At 33.3% G+C, this 15,676-nt stretch carries 17 protein-coding genes and 1 riboswitch; of the genes, 6 read left to right on the forward strand and 11 right to left on the reverse strand.

The window, feature by feature from the left end:
- Positions 1–30: 30 nt before the first annotated feature.
- From ACTHPI_RS09010 to ACTHPI_RS09045, 8 genes are all read right to left on the reverse strand, one after another.
- On the reverse strand, positions 31–690 hold the full coding sequence (locus tag ACTHPI_RS09010; protein WP_445353800.1) for a hypothetical protein: 660 nt from the start codon (positions 688–690) through the stop codon (positions 31–33).
- A 119-nt stretch (positions 691–809) separates the two neighbouring features.
- Positions 810–1,745, reverse strand: a complete 936-nt coding sequence (locus ACTHPI_RS09015; protein ID WP_445353801.1) for a DUF805 domain-containing protein — start codon at positions 1,743–1,745, stop codon at positions 810–812.
- A gap of 73 nt (positions 1,746–1,818) precedes the next feature.
- Complete coding sequence (locus ACTHPI_RS09020) at positions 1,819–2,574, reverse strand: amino acid ABC transporter ATP-binding protein (protein ID WP_445353802.1); 756 nt, start codon at positions 2,572–2,574, stop codon at positions 1,819–1,821.
- Positions 2,574–4,190 (reverse strand): ABC transporter substrate-binding protein/permease, encoded by a 1,617-nt coding sequence (locus ACTHPI_RS09025; RefSeq protein WP_445353803.1) that lies wholly within the window; start codon positions 4,188–4,190, stop codon positions 2,574–2,576. Before ACTHPI_RS09025 ends, ACTHPI_RS09020 begins: the two co-directional genes overlap by 1 nt.
- A gap of 94 nt (positions 4,191–4,284) precedes the next feature.
- Positions 4,285–4,460, reverse strand: a riboswitch (Lysine riboswitch).
- Positions 4,461–4,505: 45 nt separating this feature from the next.
- Positions 4,506–5,138 carry a DNA-3-methyladenine glycosylase gene (locus ACTHPI_RS09030; protein ID WP_445353804.1) on the reverse strand — a complete coding sequence of 211 codons (633 nt, stop codon included), beginning with the start codon at positions 5,136–5,138 and terminating at the stop codon, positions 4,506–4,508.
- 44 nt (positions 5,139–5,182) lie between these two features.
- Positions 5,183–5,971, reverse strand: coding sequence for a TerC family protein (locus ACTHPI_RS09035; RefSeq protein ID WP_445353805.1), 789 nt, complete (start codon positions 5,969–5,971; stop codon positions 5,183–5,185).
- Positions 5,958–6,476: a methylated-DNA--[protein]-cysteine S-methyltransferase gene (locus ACTHPI_RS09040; protein ID WP_445353806.1), complete on the reverse strand. Its 519-nt coding sequence runs from the start codon at positions 6,474–6,476 to the stop codon at positions 5,958–5,960. Before ACTHPI_RS09040 ends, ACTHPI_RS09035 begins: the two co-directional genes overlap by 14 nt.
- A gap of 84 nt (positions 6,477–6,560) precedes the next feature.
- A complete protein-coding gene (locus tag ACTHPI_RS09045; protein ID WP_445353807.1) occupies positions 6,561–7,265 on the reverse strand; it encodes an NAD-dependent protein deacylase in 705 nt (234 codons plus the stop codon).
- A 93-nt stretch (positions 7,266–7,358) separates the two neighbouring features.
- Between ACTHPI_RS09045 and ACTHPI_RS09050 the strand changes: the two genes are divergently transcribed.
- Positions 7,359–7,844 (forward strand): hypothetical protein, encoded by a 486-nt coding sequence (locus tag ACTHPI_RS09050; protein ID WP_445353808.1) that lies wholly within the window; start codon positions 7,359–7,361, stop codon positions 7,842–7,844.
- 5 nt (positions 7,845–7,849) lie between these two features.
- Here ACTHPI_RS09050 and cls read toward each other — a convergent pair whose 3' ends face one another.
- Complete coding sequence (gene cls, locus ACTHPI_RS09055) at positions 7,850–9,307, reverse strand: cardiolipin synthase (protein ID WP_445353809.1); 1,458 nt, start codon at positions 9,305–9,307, stop codon at positions 7,850–7,852.
- Positions 9,308–9,321: 14 nt separating this feature from the next.
- Positions 9,322–10,254 (reverse strand): alpha/beta hydrolase, encoded by a 933-nt coding sequence (locus ACTHPI_RS09060; protein WP_445353810.1) that lies wholly within the window; start codon positions 10,252–10,254, stop codon positions 9,322–9,324.
- Between the two features lie 68 nt (positions 10,255–10,322).
- Here ACTHPI_RS09060 and ACTHPI_RS09065 point away from each other — a divergent pair, with 68 nt between their 5' ends.
- Complete coding sequence (locus ACTHPI_RS09065; RefSeq protein ID WP_445353811.1) at positions 10,323–11,114, forward strand: ribonuclease H family protein; 792 nt, start codon at positions 10,323–10,325, stop codon at positions 11,112–11,114.
- A gap of 36 nt (positions 11,115–11,150) precedes the next feature.
- Here ACTHPI_RS09065 and ACTHPI_RS09070 read toward each other — a convergent pair whose 3' ends face one another.
- On the reverse strand, positions 11,151–12,107 hold the full coding sequence (locus ACTHPI_RS09070; protein ID WP_445353812.1) for a DUF1002 domain-containing protein: 957 nt from the start codon (positions 12,105–12,107) through the stop codon (positions 11,151–11,153).
- A 175-nt stretch (positions 12,108–12,282) separates the two neighbouring features.
- Between ACTHPI_RS09070 and ACTHPI_RS09075 the strand changes: the two genes are divergently transcribed.
- The 4 genes from ACTHPI_RS09075 to ACTHPI_RS09090 all read left to right on the forward strand — a co-directional run bounded on the left by ACTHPI_RS09075 (position 12,283) and on the right by ACTHPI_RS09090 (position 15,676).
- Positions 12,283–13,104: a glycosyltransferase family 2 protein gene (locus tag ACTHPI_RS09075; RefSeq protein ID WP_445353813.1), complete on the forward strand. Its 822-nt coding sequence runs from the start codon at positions 12,283–12,285 to the stop codon at positions 13,102–13,104.
- Positions 13,088–13,744, forward strand: coding sequence for an alpha/beta fold hydrolase (locus ACTHPI_RS09080; RefSeq protein WP_445353814.1), 657 nt, complete (start codon positions 13,088–13,090; stop codon positions 13,742–13,744). Before ACTHPI_RS09075 ends, ACTHPI_RS09080 begins: the two co-directional genes overlap by 17 nt.
- A gap of 109 nt (positions 13,745–13,853) precedes the next feature.
- On the forward strand, positions 13,854–14,840 hold the full coding sequence (locus tag ACTHPI_RS09085; RefSeq protein ID WP_445353815.1) for a ribose-phosphate diphosphokinase: 987 nt from the start codon (positions 13,854–13,856) through the stop codon (positions 14,838–14,840).
- Between the two features lie 149 nt (positions 14,841–14,989).
- Positions 14,990–15,676, forward strand: coding sequence for a TetR/AcrR family transcriptional regulator (locus ACTHPI_RS09090; RefSeq protein ID WP_445353816.1), 687 nt, complete (start codon positions 14,990–14,992; stop codon positions 15,674–15,676).

Genomic DNA, 15,676 nt, shown 5'->3' on the forward strand with positions numbered 1-15,676 from the left:
TCCGCGCTTTTTGTATGATTTTAATTCTTGTTATTGAATACCGAATAATAATAAATTAGTACCTTCGTTATTAATGGTTCCGGCTTTTTTGAGTTGATTTAATGAAGTTAAAACAAACTTTCTTTGGTTGCCTTTTAATTTTTTAGCAGCTTTAATAGCTAATTCAAGATCTTTTTTATTCTTAGCATCTTTTAAATTGCCAGCTCTTGAATCATCCATCTTATTGCTATAACGCTTAGCAATACGTTTAAGAGGCTTAATAACACCTTGCATTGATTTAGTGTTCATGTAGAAGTATTGCAAGCCGGTTTGTGTTGTCCAAGCACTGTACTTTTTATCTTTAGAAGCGACTAAATATTCAGGAGCACCAAAGGCTTTCCCTTTCATTGTAGCTACTTTTTCGATTCTAAATTTAATTTTCTTTAAATTCTTTGGACTGACTGTTTTTGCATGTTTTAGTGGAGTTACACTTTTTAGTTGTTTTTTGTAGTTAGTTGCGCCAACATAAACTTTTCCAGAAATATCGTTAGTAACTTTGACAAGATAGCCGTCTTTAGTTAATGGGCTATTCTTAATAGTTACAGATGCAGTTTTTGTTGTTGCAGCATTTGCAGGCATAGAAACAACTGATAAAGCAGTAACTGAAGATGTTAATAATATAGCTGAAATTAATAATTTCTTGAATTTCATTTTTTGCCTCTTTTGAATTTATTAAGCTTATTAGCTTATAAATGTATTATAGTTCTTTTTTCTTAGAATGAAGCAAAAAAATTGATAATCTATATTTTGAATAGATTATCAATTTTTAACTATCTAATAGTATCTTTCTTATTAAACAAATATCCATCCCATTTAACTTCATGTTCGACAGTTGGGTGGAAAAGTAAAAATGCTAAAAGCCAATTTCCAATATATGGTATTATTGTAATCCAGAACCACCAGCCATTCATTCCAGCATCGTGAAGACGGCGTACGGTATGTCCTAATTGAGCTAAGAAAGCCCAAATAAGTCCGGCTAACATAATAACTATAACAATTAAGAAAAATGGCATTAGTGAATCAAATTCACTGTCACTAACAGTATTAGTTAAATTAAACATGAATGACAAGAAATAAATTGGAATCACTAAAACTGCAGTTATAACACTGTTAATGGCGGTTCCTACCCAATAAGAAGTACGAGTTGAACGAGCATTCCATTTGAAACAGTCAAAAAAGTGTTCTTTTAAAATTTGACCAATAGTTGGAACTGGAACTTTAGAAGTAGTTTCTTCATTTTGGTCGAATATTCCATAAACATCCACATCGCTATATAGGTAAGTGCCCCATTCAGTTGGTGCTTGCGTTGATGGCTGTAAACTCAAATAAAATAAAAATAGACTTCCATATGGAACTAAATTTGCCCAGTACCAATAACCGCTATAGCCTACGTCATGAAGACGGCGAATCATTTGTCCTAGCCCAGCCAGCCATATCCAAATAAATAGCACAGTAGCTATAATATAGTCAATTAATCTAAGACCTAGATTATTAGTTGTATTACCATAATAAATAATAATACCTGCTAAAACTGAAATAATTAAATTAACTAAAACACTGATCCAATAAGATTTACGGGTAGTTCTTGCTTTCCAAGTGAAAGGGTGCAAATAAGCTTCGCTTAGAATTTCGCTGAAGCTTTCTTCTGGTGGTTTTGGTAAATCAGCGCTATATGGCTTGATGAAATAATATTCTTTGTTTTTCATAAGTTTCCTCCAAATAATTATTTTTTTATTGTAACAAAAAAGGATAGAAGTACAAACTTCTATCCTTAATTTTTTAGAAATCCATCTTCTTAAAGTTACGCAAAAACTTTTGGGTTTTTGCATTTTGAGGATTATCAAATAAATCATCAGGATGTCCTTGTTCAGTAATAACACCATCACTGACAAATAATACATTATCTGAAATCTTTTTAGCAAAGCCCATTTCATGAGTAACAATTACCATTGTTAATCCAGTAGTAGCTAATTTTTGCATTACATCAAGTACTTCTCCAACCATTTCTGGATCTAAGGCACTTGTTGGTTCGTCAAATAACAATACTTCTGGGTCCATTGAAATAGCTCTAGCGATTGCGACACGTTGTTGTTGTCCACCAGATAATTGTTGAGGTTTAGCATTGATAAATGGATCCATGCCAACCTTTTTTAAGTTTTCCATTGCAATTTTTTTAGCTTCAGCTTTAGAACGCCTTAAAACTAATTCTTGTCCAATCATGCAGTTTTGAAGGACGTTTTTGTTTTCAAATAAATCAAATTGTTGGAAAACCATTCCCACCTTAGCGCGGAAAGCATTACGATTATAGCCAGGATGAAGAATATTTTCACCGTGAAAATCTATTTCACCACCAGTTGGTTCCTCAAGCAAATTAATGCAACGAAGAGTAGTAGATTTACCACCACCAGAAGGACCAATAATAGTTACAATTTCACCTTTTTTAATGTCTACATTAATATCTTTAAGCACTTGGTGATCACCATAGGCTTTTTGCATGTGCTTCAAGCTGATAATAGTTTCATTTGATTCACTCATTAGTTATTAGCCTCCGCATCTTTTGGTGAGCCAACTTGAACTTGGTTGGCCATAAGATTGTAGTTTTTATTGCCTTCAAGACGTTTTTCAATGAAGTTGAAAATACGAGTAATAGTGAAAGTCAATACAAGATAAATTGCTGAAATCATCAAGTAAGTTGGGAAGAACTTGAATGTTTGACTGGCAATTGTAGTACCAACGAAGAATAATTCTGATACTGAAATAATACTCAATACAGATGTATCCTTAATGTTAACGATAAATTCATTAGTAATTGATGGCAAGCAGTTCTTGATAGCTTGTGGCAAAATAATATGCCACATTCTTTGATTATGAGTCATACCAAGAGCACTGGCTGCTTCGAATTGACCTTCTGGAGTTGAAATAATACCACCACGAATAACTTCTGAAAGGTAGGCACCAGTATTGATTGAAACAATAACTAATGCAGCTAGGGTACGATTTAAGTTAAGGTGCCAGAATTGTGCAATACCATAGTAAATTACTGCAGCTTGAACCATCATTGGAGTACCACGGAAAATTTCAACATAAACTGAAAGAAGCCACTTAACAATGTTAAGTCCCCAACGCTTACCACGAGTTGTAGGAGATGGAATAGTACGAACAATACCTACTAAAAGTCCAATAAAGAATCCAACGATGGTACCGACTAATGCCAAGAGCAAAGTCATACCGATACCACTCATGATCATACCGCCGTATTGCTTCCAAGTTGAAACAAGCCAGCTTTCTTTTTTACCATTCTTTGAGTCGTCAGCTTTTGGTTGTTGCTTTACAGCTTCAGTCATTAACTTAGTACGTTCAGAAGCTGGAATAGTTGCTAAGATTTTATTAGCTTCTTTTAAAAGACCTGGTTGAGTTTTAGCAATACCAATTGAAGTTACTGATTCTTCTTCTGAAACATGGAAACCGGGCATCTTACTAATAGGAATAGCTTTGATATCTGGATCAACTAATTTAAATGAAGTAGCTTCAGTATCTTCAGCAACATAACCATCAATAGTTCCGGAAATTAAACTCTGACGCATTGCTGAAAAGTCACGCATTGCAGGTTCACGCTTAGCACCTTTTAATTCTTTAATTAAATTATAGTGGAAAGTACCTTGTTGAGCTGTTAATTTAGCACCTTTAAAATCTGATAGTTTCTTCGCATTTGCGTATTTACTGTTATTCTTAGTAATGACAACAAAAGTACCTTTTTTATAAGGTTTAGTAAAGTTGATTTCTTTTCTACGCTCTGCGGTTGGACTCATTCCGGCAATAATCATATCGGTTTTACCAGAGGTTAAAGAAGGAAGAAGTCCATCCCATTCAGTTTTAACAGCTACAACCTTACGGTGCATTTTTTTACCAAGGATTTTGGCAATTTTTACATCGTATCCATTAGCATAAGTTTTTGAACCTTCGATTGGAATAGCACCATTTGCATCATTAGTTTGAGTCCAATTGTATGGAGGATAATTAGCTTCCATACCAATCTTAAGAACTCCAGAATCTTTTTTTGCAGCACTTACTTCGTTAGTAAATCCTGCTCCAATAAATAAACTGAGAATAATTGTTAAACTAGCAATTATCCATCTAAACCTTGACTTCACCTAAAAAACCTCCAATTTTTATCAAAGCCAATACAACAAAGCGTAAAAAAATCCTCGCTTTATGCAAGCGAGGTTAATCATCAGTAATTAAACCAAATCTTATAGCGCTCCCCGGGGACGAACCGAGACAGTCTGCAGCATATTCTCCTGCAGCCCAACAAACTTCTATCACGAATAAAAGTTTATTTCGGCGGCAATCCTTACATCATCGGTCAAAGTATTCGCGTACTCGCGGTGGTTTCGTGATTTGTCGCAACCTCTATTGCATTGGAAATATTTAACTGAGAAATAGATTAAAGGAAAAATCTTGATTTGTCAAGTCCAACCATGATTTTCTTGATACTCACGTTTTTTCATTTTTGAAACATAGGGATTACCTTTCACAAAAAATCTAAGCTTTTTGCTTGCCCATTCAGGATTAGATTGATTGATGCCAATGCGCGCAGAAGGAATTATTTCCTGGGGAATTTTTTTATGTTTATCATTTAAATCAATAGTAAAAGGAGAATCGTCTAAAAAATGTAAATCCCATTTGCGACTAGTAATTCCTAAAGCTTGCATCATTTTTCCAGGTCCATTTGTTAAGAGAGGACCAGATTTTCCTGAACGATTTTTTATCATTGTATTAATGCCTAAGCTTGGTTCAATTGCTCTAATTAAAATACCCTGTGGTTCATCTTTTTCTTGAGTTGCTACGTCAAAGAAAAAATATTGCCTTTGTGAATAAATATAAAGAGTGCCAGCTTTACCGTATAGTCCTTCATTTGCAGGACTACGTCGACCATTATATGAATGAGCTGCTCGGTCTTTTTTACCTAAATAGGCTTCAGTTTCTACAATGTATCCACCTAGTATTTCTTTTCCATTATCAAAATATAGCGGTCGTCCTAGTAAATCCTGAGCAATAGTTTCAGTTGGTTGATTTGAAAAATAAGTTGAATAATCCATAATTTTCTCCAAAATAAAAGCACAACTAAAGTTGTACTTGAAAATTATAATTGTCTTTTACCGTGACGTTTAACGCGTACAAAGTGAAATACAATTGTTAACCCTAAAATAGCAAATACAATAATAGCAAAGGCGGTGTTTGGCATTTCATAATGAAGTGGTGGGAGCGCTAGTAAAAGCTTTAATGCAATAATTCCAATTAGTAAATAAGCCATTGGCTGAAGTTCTGGTATAAATTCCATTAGTTTAATAATAATTTCCGCAACTCCACGCATACATAAGATTCCAATCATTCCACCTATTAGCACTACAACGGGATTATCTGAAACTGCAAGAGCTGCTAAAACTGAATCAATTGAAAAAACAATATCCATGGCTTCAATAGATATAACAGTTCTCCAAAATAGGGAAAGTACATGCTTTTTTTGTGTTTTATTTTTATGGTGTTTTTTTCGTCGTTTCTCTTTTTCTTTTTCATGTTCTTCGACTTCTTTTGGGTGACGTTGATCATAGAAAAATTTAAAACATAAATAAAAGAGATAAATACTTCCGGCAAGTTTTATCTCCCAAAAATTGATTAAATAAGTACCTATTCCAATTACAATAAAACGAAATAAATATGCTCCCCAAAGTCCATATACTAAAGATTTTCTTTGCTCACTTTTATCAGATAAGCGTTGCGTTTGAGCGGCTAATACTACAGCATTATCAACTGAAAGTAAACACTCCATTAAAATTAAAGTGAGGATTATCATCCAATCCTTACCACTAGAAATAACGTGTAGCCAATTTCCTCCATCAAAAAATGGAGCATAAAGTTTAAGAATGGACATTAACATAACTCTTTTCTAAATTAATCAGGTTCATTTTCTCTTTTGGCCCTAATCTATATCCACCTAATTTTCCGTTTGCCATAATTATTCGATGATCCGGAATGAAGATGAAAGCGGGATTAAGCGCAACAGCATGTGCGACTGCTCTTACTGAGCGCGCATTATCTAAAGATGTTGCAATATCACCATAACTAACTGTAGAACCATATGGGACTTTCCTAACAACTTCTAAAACGCTACGTTGAAAAGGCGTTCCAAAGCCAGAAATATCGATTGGTACATCAAAATCGCGACGATTACCAGCAAAATATTCTTTTAATTGTTCTACGTATGGTGCTAATCTCTTTTCATCATGAATTAACATTCTATTAGGATAAAAGCCAAAGATAGGAGTGGAGTTATCCGCAGTTTTAAGCCCGACATAGGCTAAACCGAGGTTGGTTGCAGCCAAAAAATAAGTATTATCGCCAATTGTCACATTATCATAGTAAAAAACTTCTGTCATGTTTTGCCACCACCTATTTTGGTATAAAAATTAAAAATAAAAAAACATTACATCAAGAATAACAACTTGTAGCCTGTAATTCAATTACAAATTAGGAAAAATATCTATTGCATCTCCAATAATTGAATTAACATTTTGAGCTGGAATTTCAGTTTTATTAATCACCCAAACCTTACTAAATGGCTTACGATAGGCAAGAAGCTGAGCAAAGGGATAAACAATAAAACTAGTACCTGCAATAATAACTAAGTCTGAATTTTTCATGGCATTGATTGAATTAGTTACGTTATTTGGATTAATTCCTTCACCATAAAGAACAATACCTGGTCGAATTATACCGCCACAATTTTTGTGGATATAATTTTGAGAGTATTCTTTATATGAAACAGGCTTTTTGCATTTAGTACAGTAAATATTATATAGGTTACCATGAAATTCTATGACATGCTCATTTCCTGCTTTTTTATCTAATTGATCGATATTTTGAGTAATTAGTTCTCCTTTTTCATTACAAATTTTGGCAATTTTTTGATGAATTAGATTTGGTTTTGCTTGAGGAAAATACATATTATTCATTACAAAATCATAAAATAATTTAGGGCGATTGAATAAAGTGTTTTCACTTAAAATGGTTTCAGGTTTTTCTTCAATTCCGTTGTAAATTCCGCCTTTTGAACGATAATCAGGTATACCAGAATGAGTTGATACTCCAGCGCCAGTTAAGAATGTTATGTGATTTGCTTTTTGAATATCTTGTTTTAATTCTTTGATTTTTTCTGAAATACTCATATGAATCCCCTCCATAAGTTAGCCCTTTAGTTTAATTATAATCCTTTTAGTTTGTTATAATTAAATAAAGTTTGTTTTAGTTGAGGATATTTTATGGCGAATTTATCTTATTTTTATTTTATAGTTGATGCCCTATTTTTATTTTATGCTTGTTATAGTTGGTATTGGCAAGCAAACTTGGTGGTACGTTGCCGCTATCGCATTTCTTCAATTATTTGGGCAGTAATATTTATTTGGTTGGGATTTACTTGGAATTACATTGCTCGAGGTGATGTTGGTATTACGGTATTTCTGGCTTTGTTTTTATTAATAAGTATAATTGATGGTTTTACAGGCTTAACTAATAAGCGAATTGTAGTGGCAGGATATTTTAAGCGAACAATCAAGTATGATGAATTATATGCAGTAAAAATTATCAATATCCCTAATCCTAAAAAGCCAAGTGTATTATGTGTATTTCAAACTAAGAATGACAGACAATATGCTTTAAGATTCAATATGGATGTTGAACATTTTATGAAAGTTCTTAAACCACATTTAGATTCAAGTGTAAGAATTGAAATTGGAGGTCTATTTTAATTCTATTAAAGAATAGGTGAAAGCATTCTTGAAAAACTTTGTAAAGTTTTGAGCCAGCGACTTTGATTTTTAATCATTTCTTTGGTAAGTAAAGTTGATTCTTTCATATCCTTTTCAAAAGATGCTGTCATTTGCTCAGCAAAATTTTTATCATAGAAAATAGCACAATCTTCAAAATTGAGGTCATAAGAACGATAATCTTGGTTCATTGAACCTACAGAAGAATAATTATCATCAACAATTACAGTTTTAGCATGAATGAAGCCATTATTATAAATGTATATTTTAACCCCGTAGCGAGTAAGTTCATTAGCATACCATTGTGTTGCACGATAAATAAATGGATGATCGGGCATTGATGGAATCATAATTCGAACATCAACGCCTGACATAGCAATCATTTGCCAAGTTGCAAGCATTGCGTCATCTGGAATTAGGTATGGAGTTTGAATCCAGAGTTTTTTTCTTGCTAAAAGCATTAGTCGCATTATTCCATTACGCATATATGGTTCATAACGGTCAGGTCCATCAGAAACAATTTGAGTAGCAATATCACCTGGAGAAATTTCAGTTTCGTCTAAATCTGGGAAAAAGATAGTATTGAAAGTAATAATTTGAGAATCATTTTGGATGGATGCATTCCAATCCATGACAAAGCGCTCTTGAAGAAGAAGAGAAGCTGAACCAACAATTCTAACTTGGCTATCACGCCAATAACCAAATTTCTTATTTTTACCTAAATATTGATCTCCAATATTGAAACCACCTGTCCAAGAAATTCTTCCATCTACTACTACGATTTTGCGGTGCAAATGATAGTTGATACGATAGCGAGTTATCATGTTACGTGAAGTGATAAAAGGTAAAACTTGTCCTCCAACTTTACGAAGCTGATCAAACCATCTTTTAGTAGCTCCCATTGATCCCCAAGCATCATAAATAACACGAACCTGAATTCCTTCTTTTGCTTTTTTTATTAGTAAATCTAATATACGATTTCCAATATCATCATTATAGAATGTATAAAATTCAACATTAATTGTTTCTTTAGCATTTTCAATGTCTTCAATCATGCTATCAAACATTTTACGTCCATCTGTAAAAAGTGAAACATGATTATTTTTAGTCACTGGAGAATAGCCATCTTTATTAAAGTAATGAATGGCTATTTTTCCTTTAGTAGTGGTATCGGAAGAACTAACTTTTTTTGGAGCTTTAGCAATTGCTTTTTGGACATTACGTAGTCCTAAGTGGTGTTGTTTATTAATAGCAAAAATGTTTTCTTGTGATATTCCTCTTCCGAAAAACGCATAAAGTATAATACCAATAACTGGAAAGACTAATAAAATTATCAACCATGCCCAAGTAGTAGAGACAGAACGTCTTCTATGAAATACAATGTAAAAAGCAAGGATAGTATTAGTAATGATAATGATGCGAATTATGTCGTGAAGCAAAATCACAAAAATGGCTCCTTCTATTTTTTTATTCCAATAAATCTGTGAACAATGTCTATAACAAATGGATTATCGTGCATCCCGCTATGCTCTGCGTCTTGTTTTCCGCGGACTTCCACTTCTTGATATGAATGAGCATTTGGAGCTAGAACATAGCGAATACTTTTTGCGGAAACAACAGAAATAAATTTGTCAGTATTAGTATTATCAAGAACATTTCCATAAATATTAAGGACGGCAATATTTGAATTGAATCTTTTTCGTCTGAATAAAAGATACAGATAGTGTGGATTCATCATACTTGGGCGTCCGTTTTCTTTTAAAATATTGACGTTAGGAATATCTCCAAGATAAGTAACTCCATCAAACGGTCCAGCAATAAAAGCTGCTTTTTTTAAGTGTGGAAATTTTTTATTATGCCAATTTTTCATTTCGGTTCTAATAATACAAGGACAGGCTAATGAATGAGCAACGGCAGTATAATGAGAAAAGTTATATCTTTTTGCTAGAAAAGGCAATATAAAACTTAGGTAGTAGTCAATTCCATAGATACCAACAATTCGTTGACGGAATGCAACTTGAATAATTGGTTGTTTATCATTTGTCCATGTCCCTGATAGTTTGAAATTCCCTAATAAGTTAGCAGTAACTTTTAAGTATCCCTTTTTATTTTTATCTTTACATGCTTGATCTACCATTACTTGGGTAGTATAGTCGCCTCCACGGAAACCATGAAAATAAATAATTGGAATTTGTTCAAAATTTTTAGTTTTTTCTTCAATTTCTACTGAATCTTCGATTCGCCTTTTATGCATTTTTAGTAAAGGTCTAGTAGGTGCAAAGCTTGCTAATAAACCTAAAGAAATCATATTAAACATTGAAGGCTCTTGCCATAAATTGTGTTTGCGATTTCTTTCGGCTTCCTCAGTATATTTTTTTGAATTGAAGAACATAACGCACCGCCTTAAAATATAATAAGTACATTTTAACATGTTTTTTCGTTTAGAAAGGTCAACTAACTATGAAGTTTTATGCGGTAAAAAAAGGAAAAGTACCGGGAATCTATCGCACTTGGGATGAAGCAAAAGCTCAGGTTGATGGTTTTAGTGGAGCAGAGTATAAGTCTTTTGAAAAAATTACGGATGCGACCAGTTATATGAATTGGAGTCAAGAAGAAAAACTTGAAGTAATGAAACCATCAGAAGATAATTTGAAAAATGCAATTGAAAAGGTAAAATTAGCTAGTAAAAATATTAAAGATCAGGCTATAAATTCTGTGAATAAAACTAGAAAAGGTCAAGTAAAGATGGTTAAACAAGAAATTAAAAACTCTGATTATTATGCAACTGTTTATACAGATGGTGGTTCAAGAAATACTGGTGCAAGCAAAAAGGGCGGTAAGGTTGCTGCAACTGATAAGGCTGCTTGGGCATATTTAATTGAATATGATGGTCAAAGAATTGATGGTGCTGGTGGAGAACTTGGTGCAACCAACAATAAAATGGAAATGACAGCCTTTATTAATGCTATGAAAAAGATTATTGAGTTAGGTTTTAATGAAGAAAAAATACTTTTTTGTTTAGATTCTCAATATGTAATTAATGGAACTACTCAATGGATGAAAGGTTGGAAAAAGCGTGGCTGGAAAAAAGCTAATGGTCCACTCCTTAACAAGGAATTATGGCAAGAAATTGATCAGTTAGCTTCAAAATTTCCTAATATGGAATTTAAATGGGTAAAAGGTCACGCAGGTCAATCTGGTAATGAGTATGTGGATAGCTTACTCAATAAATATATGGATGAAAATGAATAGAAAAAACGAATGCGTGTGCATTCGTTTTTTTAGTTATTATTTGATAATTATTACACCGAATAATCCTTTAAAGAAATTTACAATTGAATCAATAATTTGTTGAAACCAATTGCGATTTTCAGGAGTGTTAAATTTATCAAAGATACCTTTAGCGCCATCTTGTATCTTTTGGGATAGTTTTGAAGCTTGTTCTTTGAAATTTCCAGCATTTAAAGCACCAGAATCTCTAATTTCAATTAAAACATTAATGATTTGATTCTTTTGGTTGTTATTGATAGTGTCACCTAAATGATTGATCTTGATTTGATTATTTACAATATCACGAATTTGGCTATCAGAAATATTGTTACCAATTTTTGCCATTTCACTTTTAGCACCCGCAACAGCATTGTTAAGTTGGGCGTCGCTATACCCTTCTTTTCCTTTATTTTCTTTGGTGATAGTACTTAAAGTCCCCATTTCATCTTGAGCTGCATTAACTTGTTTTTGGTTTAAGGCATTTCCATTTTTGGCATAAGCTGTATAAATTCCTGCCAAAGCCCCAGAACCATCGATAGGACGAGCACTTGTAACATAAATATTGGCATCTTCAATTCCGGCTGTTAGAGCAGCATTTTTATATTGATTAGCTGTAATAGTAGTAATGTTATTTTGACCATTATAATCTAAGATTTTAACGTTAATTCCGCTACCCTTAGCAGTTTTTTGAATCATTGCACTTGACCAAACGCCTGAAGCAGTAGTGAAGTTGTCACCAGATGGATTGAGATATTTAACTAAGTCATTACCTGTTACAGTAATGGTTTGATAATTGGCACCATCAAGAGGAGCTGTCAATACTTTAACTGTCCCTTCTCTTTGACTGGTGGTAAGTGAAGTTCCTAAAGTTACAACAGGTGTATCATCATCTGCAGCTAAAGTCGTTCTTGAAAAGTTAAAGAACGCGACCGCAGTTGCTAAAAATATAGTTAAAAATGTAATAGTTTTCTTCATTATGATTGTTTTCTCCTTAAATATTATGCAACCATTATACTCGCAAAAGTCAGGAATTCGTCAAGTCCAAGTTGAGGTAACTAAAAAAGACTTAATACTTCAGTGTTATTGCATAAATACCCTCAGCATTAAATAGATGTTATAATAGGAAACAATGTGAGGAGAGAAATTTTATATGCAAGAGCAACCTGAATTAACCGTCATTATGCCGGTTTACAATATGGAAAAATATTTAAGTAAAGCACTTGATCATTTGGCTGAGCAAACTGATTCAAATTTTAAATTATTGATTGTTAACGACGGTTCTAAAGATAAGACAGCTGAGGTAGCGGAATCATATCGGAGCAAGTTTCGCTATATGAAGATTATTAATAAAGCAAATGGCGGTCTTTCTGATGCCCGAAATGTTGGAATGAAAAATGTGGATACCCCATATTTTACTTTCCATGATGGGGATGACTGGGTGGAACCTGGTTATACTGATTTTTTTGTGCGCGCTTTTCATCAACATCCAACTGTTGCAATGGTTAGTTGTGGCTATTTTATTGATTCACCTCATCATAAAAATCGGATGGTGGGAAGTCCAGCAGAAGGCGAACTGTCGAAGTTGAGAACTTATGGCAAAATGACCAATATTTTTAATTCAACTGTAAAAGGTTACACGTGGAATAAGGGATATAAAACTGCAGTTGTACGAAAATTTGGTTTAGAGTTTGTTGAAGGACTTGCCTTTATGGAAGATCAGATTTTTAATGTGAAATATATTTCTGAAACTGAGGGTTTTTATTTTAATGCTGTTCCGCTTTATCATTATTGGCAACGTGATGATAGTATGGTTCATAATTTTAACTTTAAAATGGTTCCAGATAATATTAAGGCGAATTATATTGTTTGGAAGCAAATTATTAAGAGTTTAATTTGTGAAAGAAAAGAACAAAAATCTCAAAATAATAGTAAATTAATTAGCGAAGGTAATAATAATGAGAGAAAAGGTTAATGGCGTTGAGCTTTATTATCATAAATTAGGTAAGGGTGAGCCATTATTGCTTCTACATGGACATCATCTTGATGGTGGAATGTTTGATAAGTTAATATCGCCGCTATCTCTTTACTATACTGTTTATGTAGTAGATATGAGAGGACATGGCTTAAGTAATGGTGAGAGTGCAGAGCATTATCAAACCGAAGTAGAAGATATTTATGCTTTTATTAAACAGCTTAATTTAGAGGGATGTTACTGTTTTGGCTTTGATGCTGGAGGGTTGGTAGCAATGATGCTTGCCAGCAAATATAAGCACCTTTTTAAGAAAATGATTGTAGCAGGAGTTTTTGTCAATGGGGCAGGAATAAGGCCATATCATTATTTAACAGAAGGTTTTCATCGCTTTTTACGGCTTGATCGCGATAGTAGAGTAGAACTTACTGAAAGTTTTATGTCTGAAGATTCAATCAAAAAAATTGTGATCCCTACTTTATGTGTAGTTGGGGAAAAAGATTGGGTTAAAGTTGAACACGTTAGATGGTACAGCCAATTTATGAAAAATGGCCGGCTTATTTTAATGCCGCGTCAAACTCATGATAGTTATGCTGTTAAAAGTTTAAAGTTACTTGACTTAATAAAGGAATTTTGCAAGTAATAGTTAACTAGAAGAATAATTAATTAGATTTTTTGTTCTTTTTCAAGCTTTTAGGAAAATTTTTGTTTATAATAGTGTTGTATATGATTTTTATTTAAAAGAGGTAGCTATGGACAAGGAAGAACTTCATCAATTATTGCATCCAATGAAGGTCATTGGTTTAGGCGGAAATCCAGCATTAAACGAAAAGATTGCATCAATTTTGCATAAACCACTCATTGAAACAGCCGTACATCATTTTAGTGATGGTGAAATTCAAGTTAATATCGGTGAAAGTGTCAGAGGGTGCGATGTTTTTGTAATTCAATCAATTCAAGATCCTGTTAACGAAAACTTTATGGAACTTGAAATTGTACTTGATGCATTACATCGTGCTTCAGCTCACACTGTTAACGTTGTGATCCCATATTTAGCATATTCACGTTCAGATACTAAGACACGTTCTCGTGAACCAATTACTGCTAAATTGATTGCTAACTTATTGCAATTAACTGGTATGGACCGTCTTATTGCAGTAGATCTTCACGCTTCACAAATTCAAGGCTTCTACAATGTACCAGTAGATCACTTACATGCTATGCCACTTCTTGCACAATACTTCTTAGATAATGGTATTGCAGTTAAAGAAGATGATGATGTAGTAGTTGTTTCACCAGATCACTCAGGTGCAAAACTTGCTAGAAACTTTGGTCAATATTTTGATGCTCCAATTGCAATTGTAGACCAAAGAGGCGCACGTTATGATACTGATGTTCATGATATGATTGGAGACGTTAAGGGAAAGAAATGTATCATCGTTGATGATTTAATTGACACAGGTTCCCGTATCGCAGCTTCAACTAAGTCAGTTTTAGCTGCAGGCGCTAAGAAAGTTTATGTTGCCGCAACTCATGCACTCTTATCAAAAGATGCTACAGAAGTGCTTAATGAATTGCCAATTGAACAAATTGTAGTAACAGACACTATCAAGCACAGTCGTTACCCAGACAGAATGGTTCGTATTTCTGTTGACCAATTACTTGCTCGTGGTATTGATTATGTTTATAATGACCGTTCAATCCACCAAATTTTTGATGAACAAAATCGTCTAAAATAAAAGTAATAATTGCAGATTTACGAAAATAATCCCTATTTCGTTGGGGATTATTTTTTGTTAAAAAGTTAATCGTTTGACTATTCATATAAGCTAGTTAGTTGATATAATGAAATAAAAAACGTATAGAGTTAAGAATGAAAGGATAGAATATGGCTAGACGCAAAAATATGACAAGACGTAGAATCATTTTGGGAAATACTTTCCGTTTGATTCGTGAAAATGGCATGGATAATGTTTCCTTACAAATGATTGCAGAAAAGTCAGGTATTTCAAAATCATTACTTCAATCATATTACCCACATAAAGCAAAGCTTACTACTGATATTGTTCATAATTTATTTAATACTTTAAGTCAAGAAGTGAATACATATTATCCAGTAGAAGAGGGTAAAGCTCCATATACTCAAACCAAGGCGTTTATTTATACAATTGCTAACTTGGGAATGCATGATGATGGTTTAGATAGAATTATTTCTGAAGTGTTTTCAAGTAATGAATCTCTAGACACATGGGGAAATATGCTTTACAATTGGCTTCAAAATTATCACTTCTTTGATGAAGCTGATTCAAATACAGATGAAATTGAATCTGGTATTGCATTTGTAACTACTGGTATTGGTCGTCTTTATCGTGATCGTAAGAAGCATCATTTAACTGCTGAGAACTTAGCTGATTATGCAGTTGGTACTTTGATGTATAGCTTCCTTCATTGCTCATCTGAAGAAATTGATGTGGCTCTTAAAGAAGGCCATGATATTATTAAATCCGCTGATATGGAAAATGTTCATCGCGCAATCGATACAATGTTTGACGAAGGCAAAGAAATTATCAGCTAA

The organism is Lactobacillus sp. PSON (assembly GCF_052615405.1).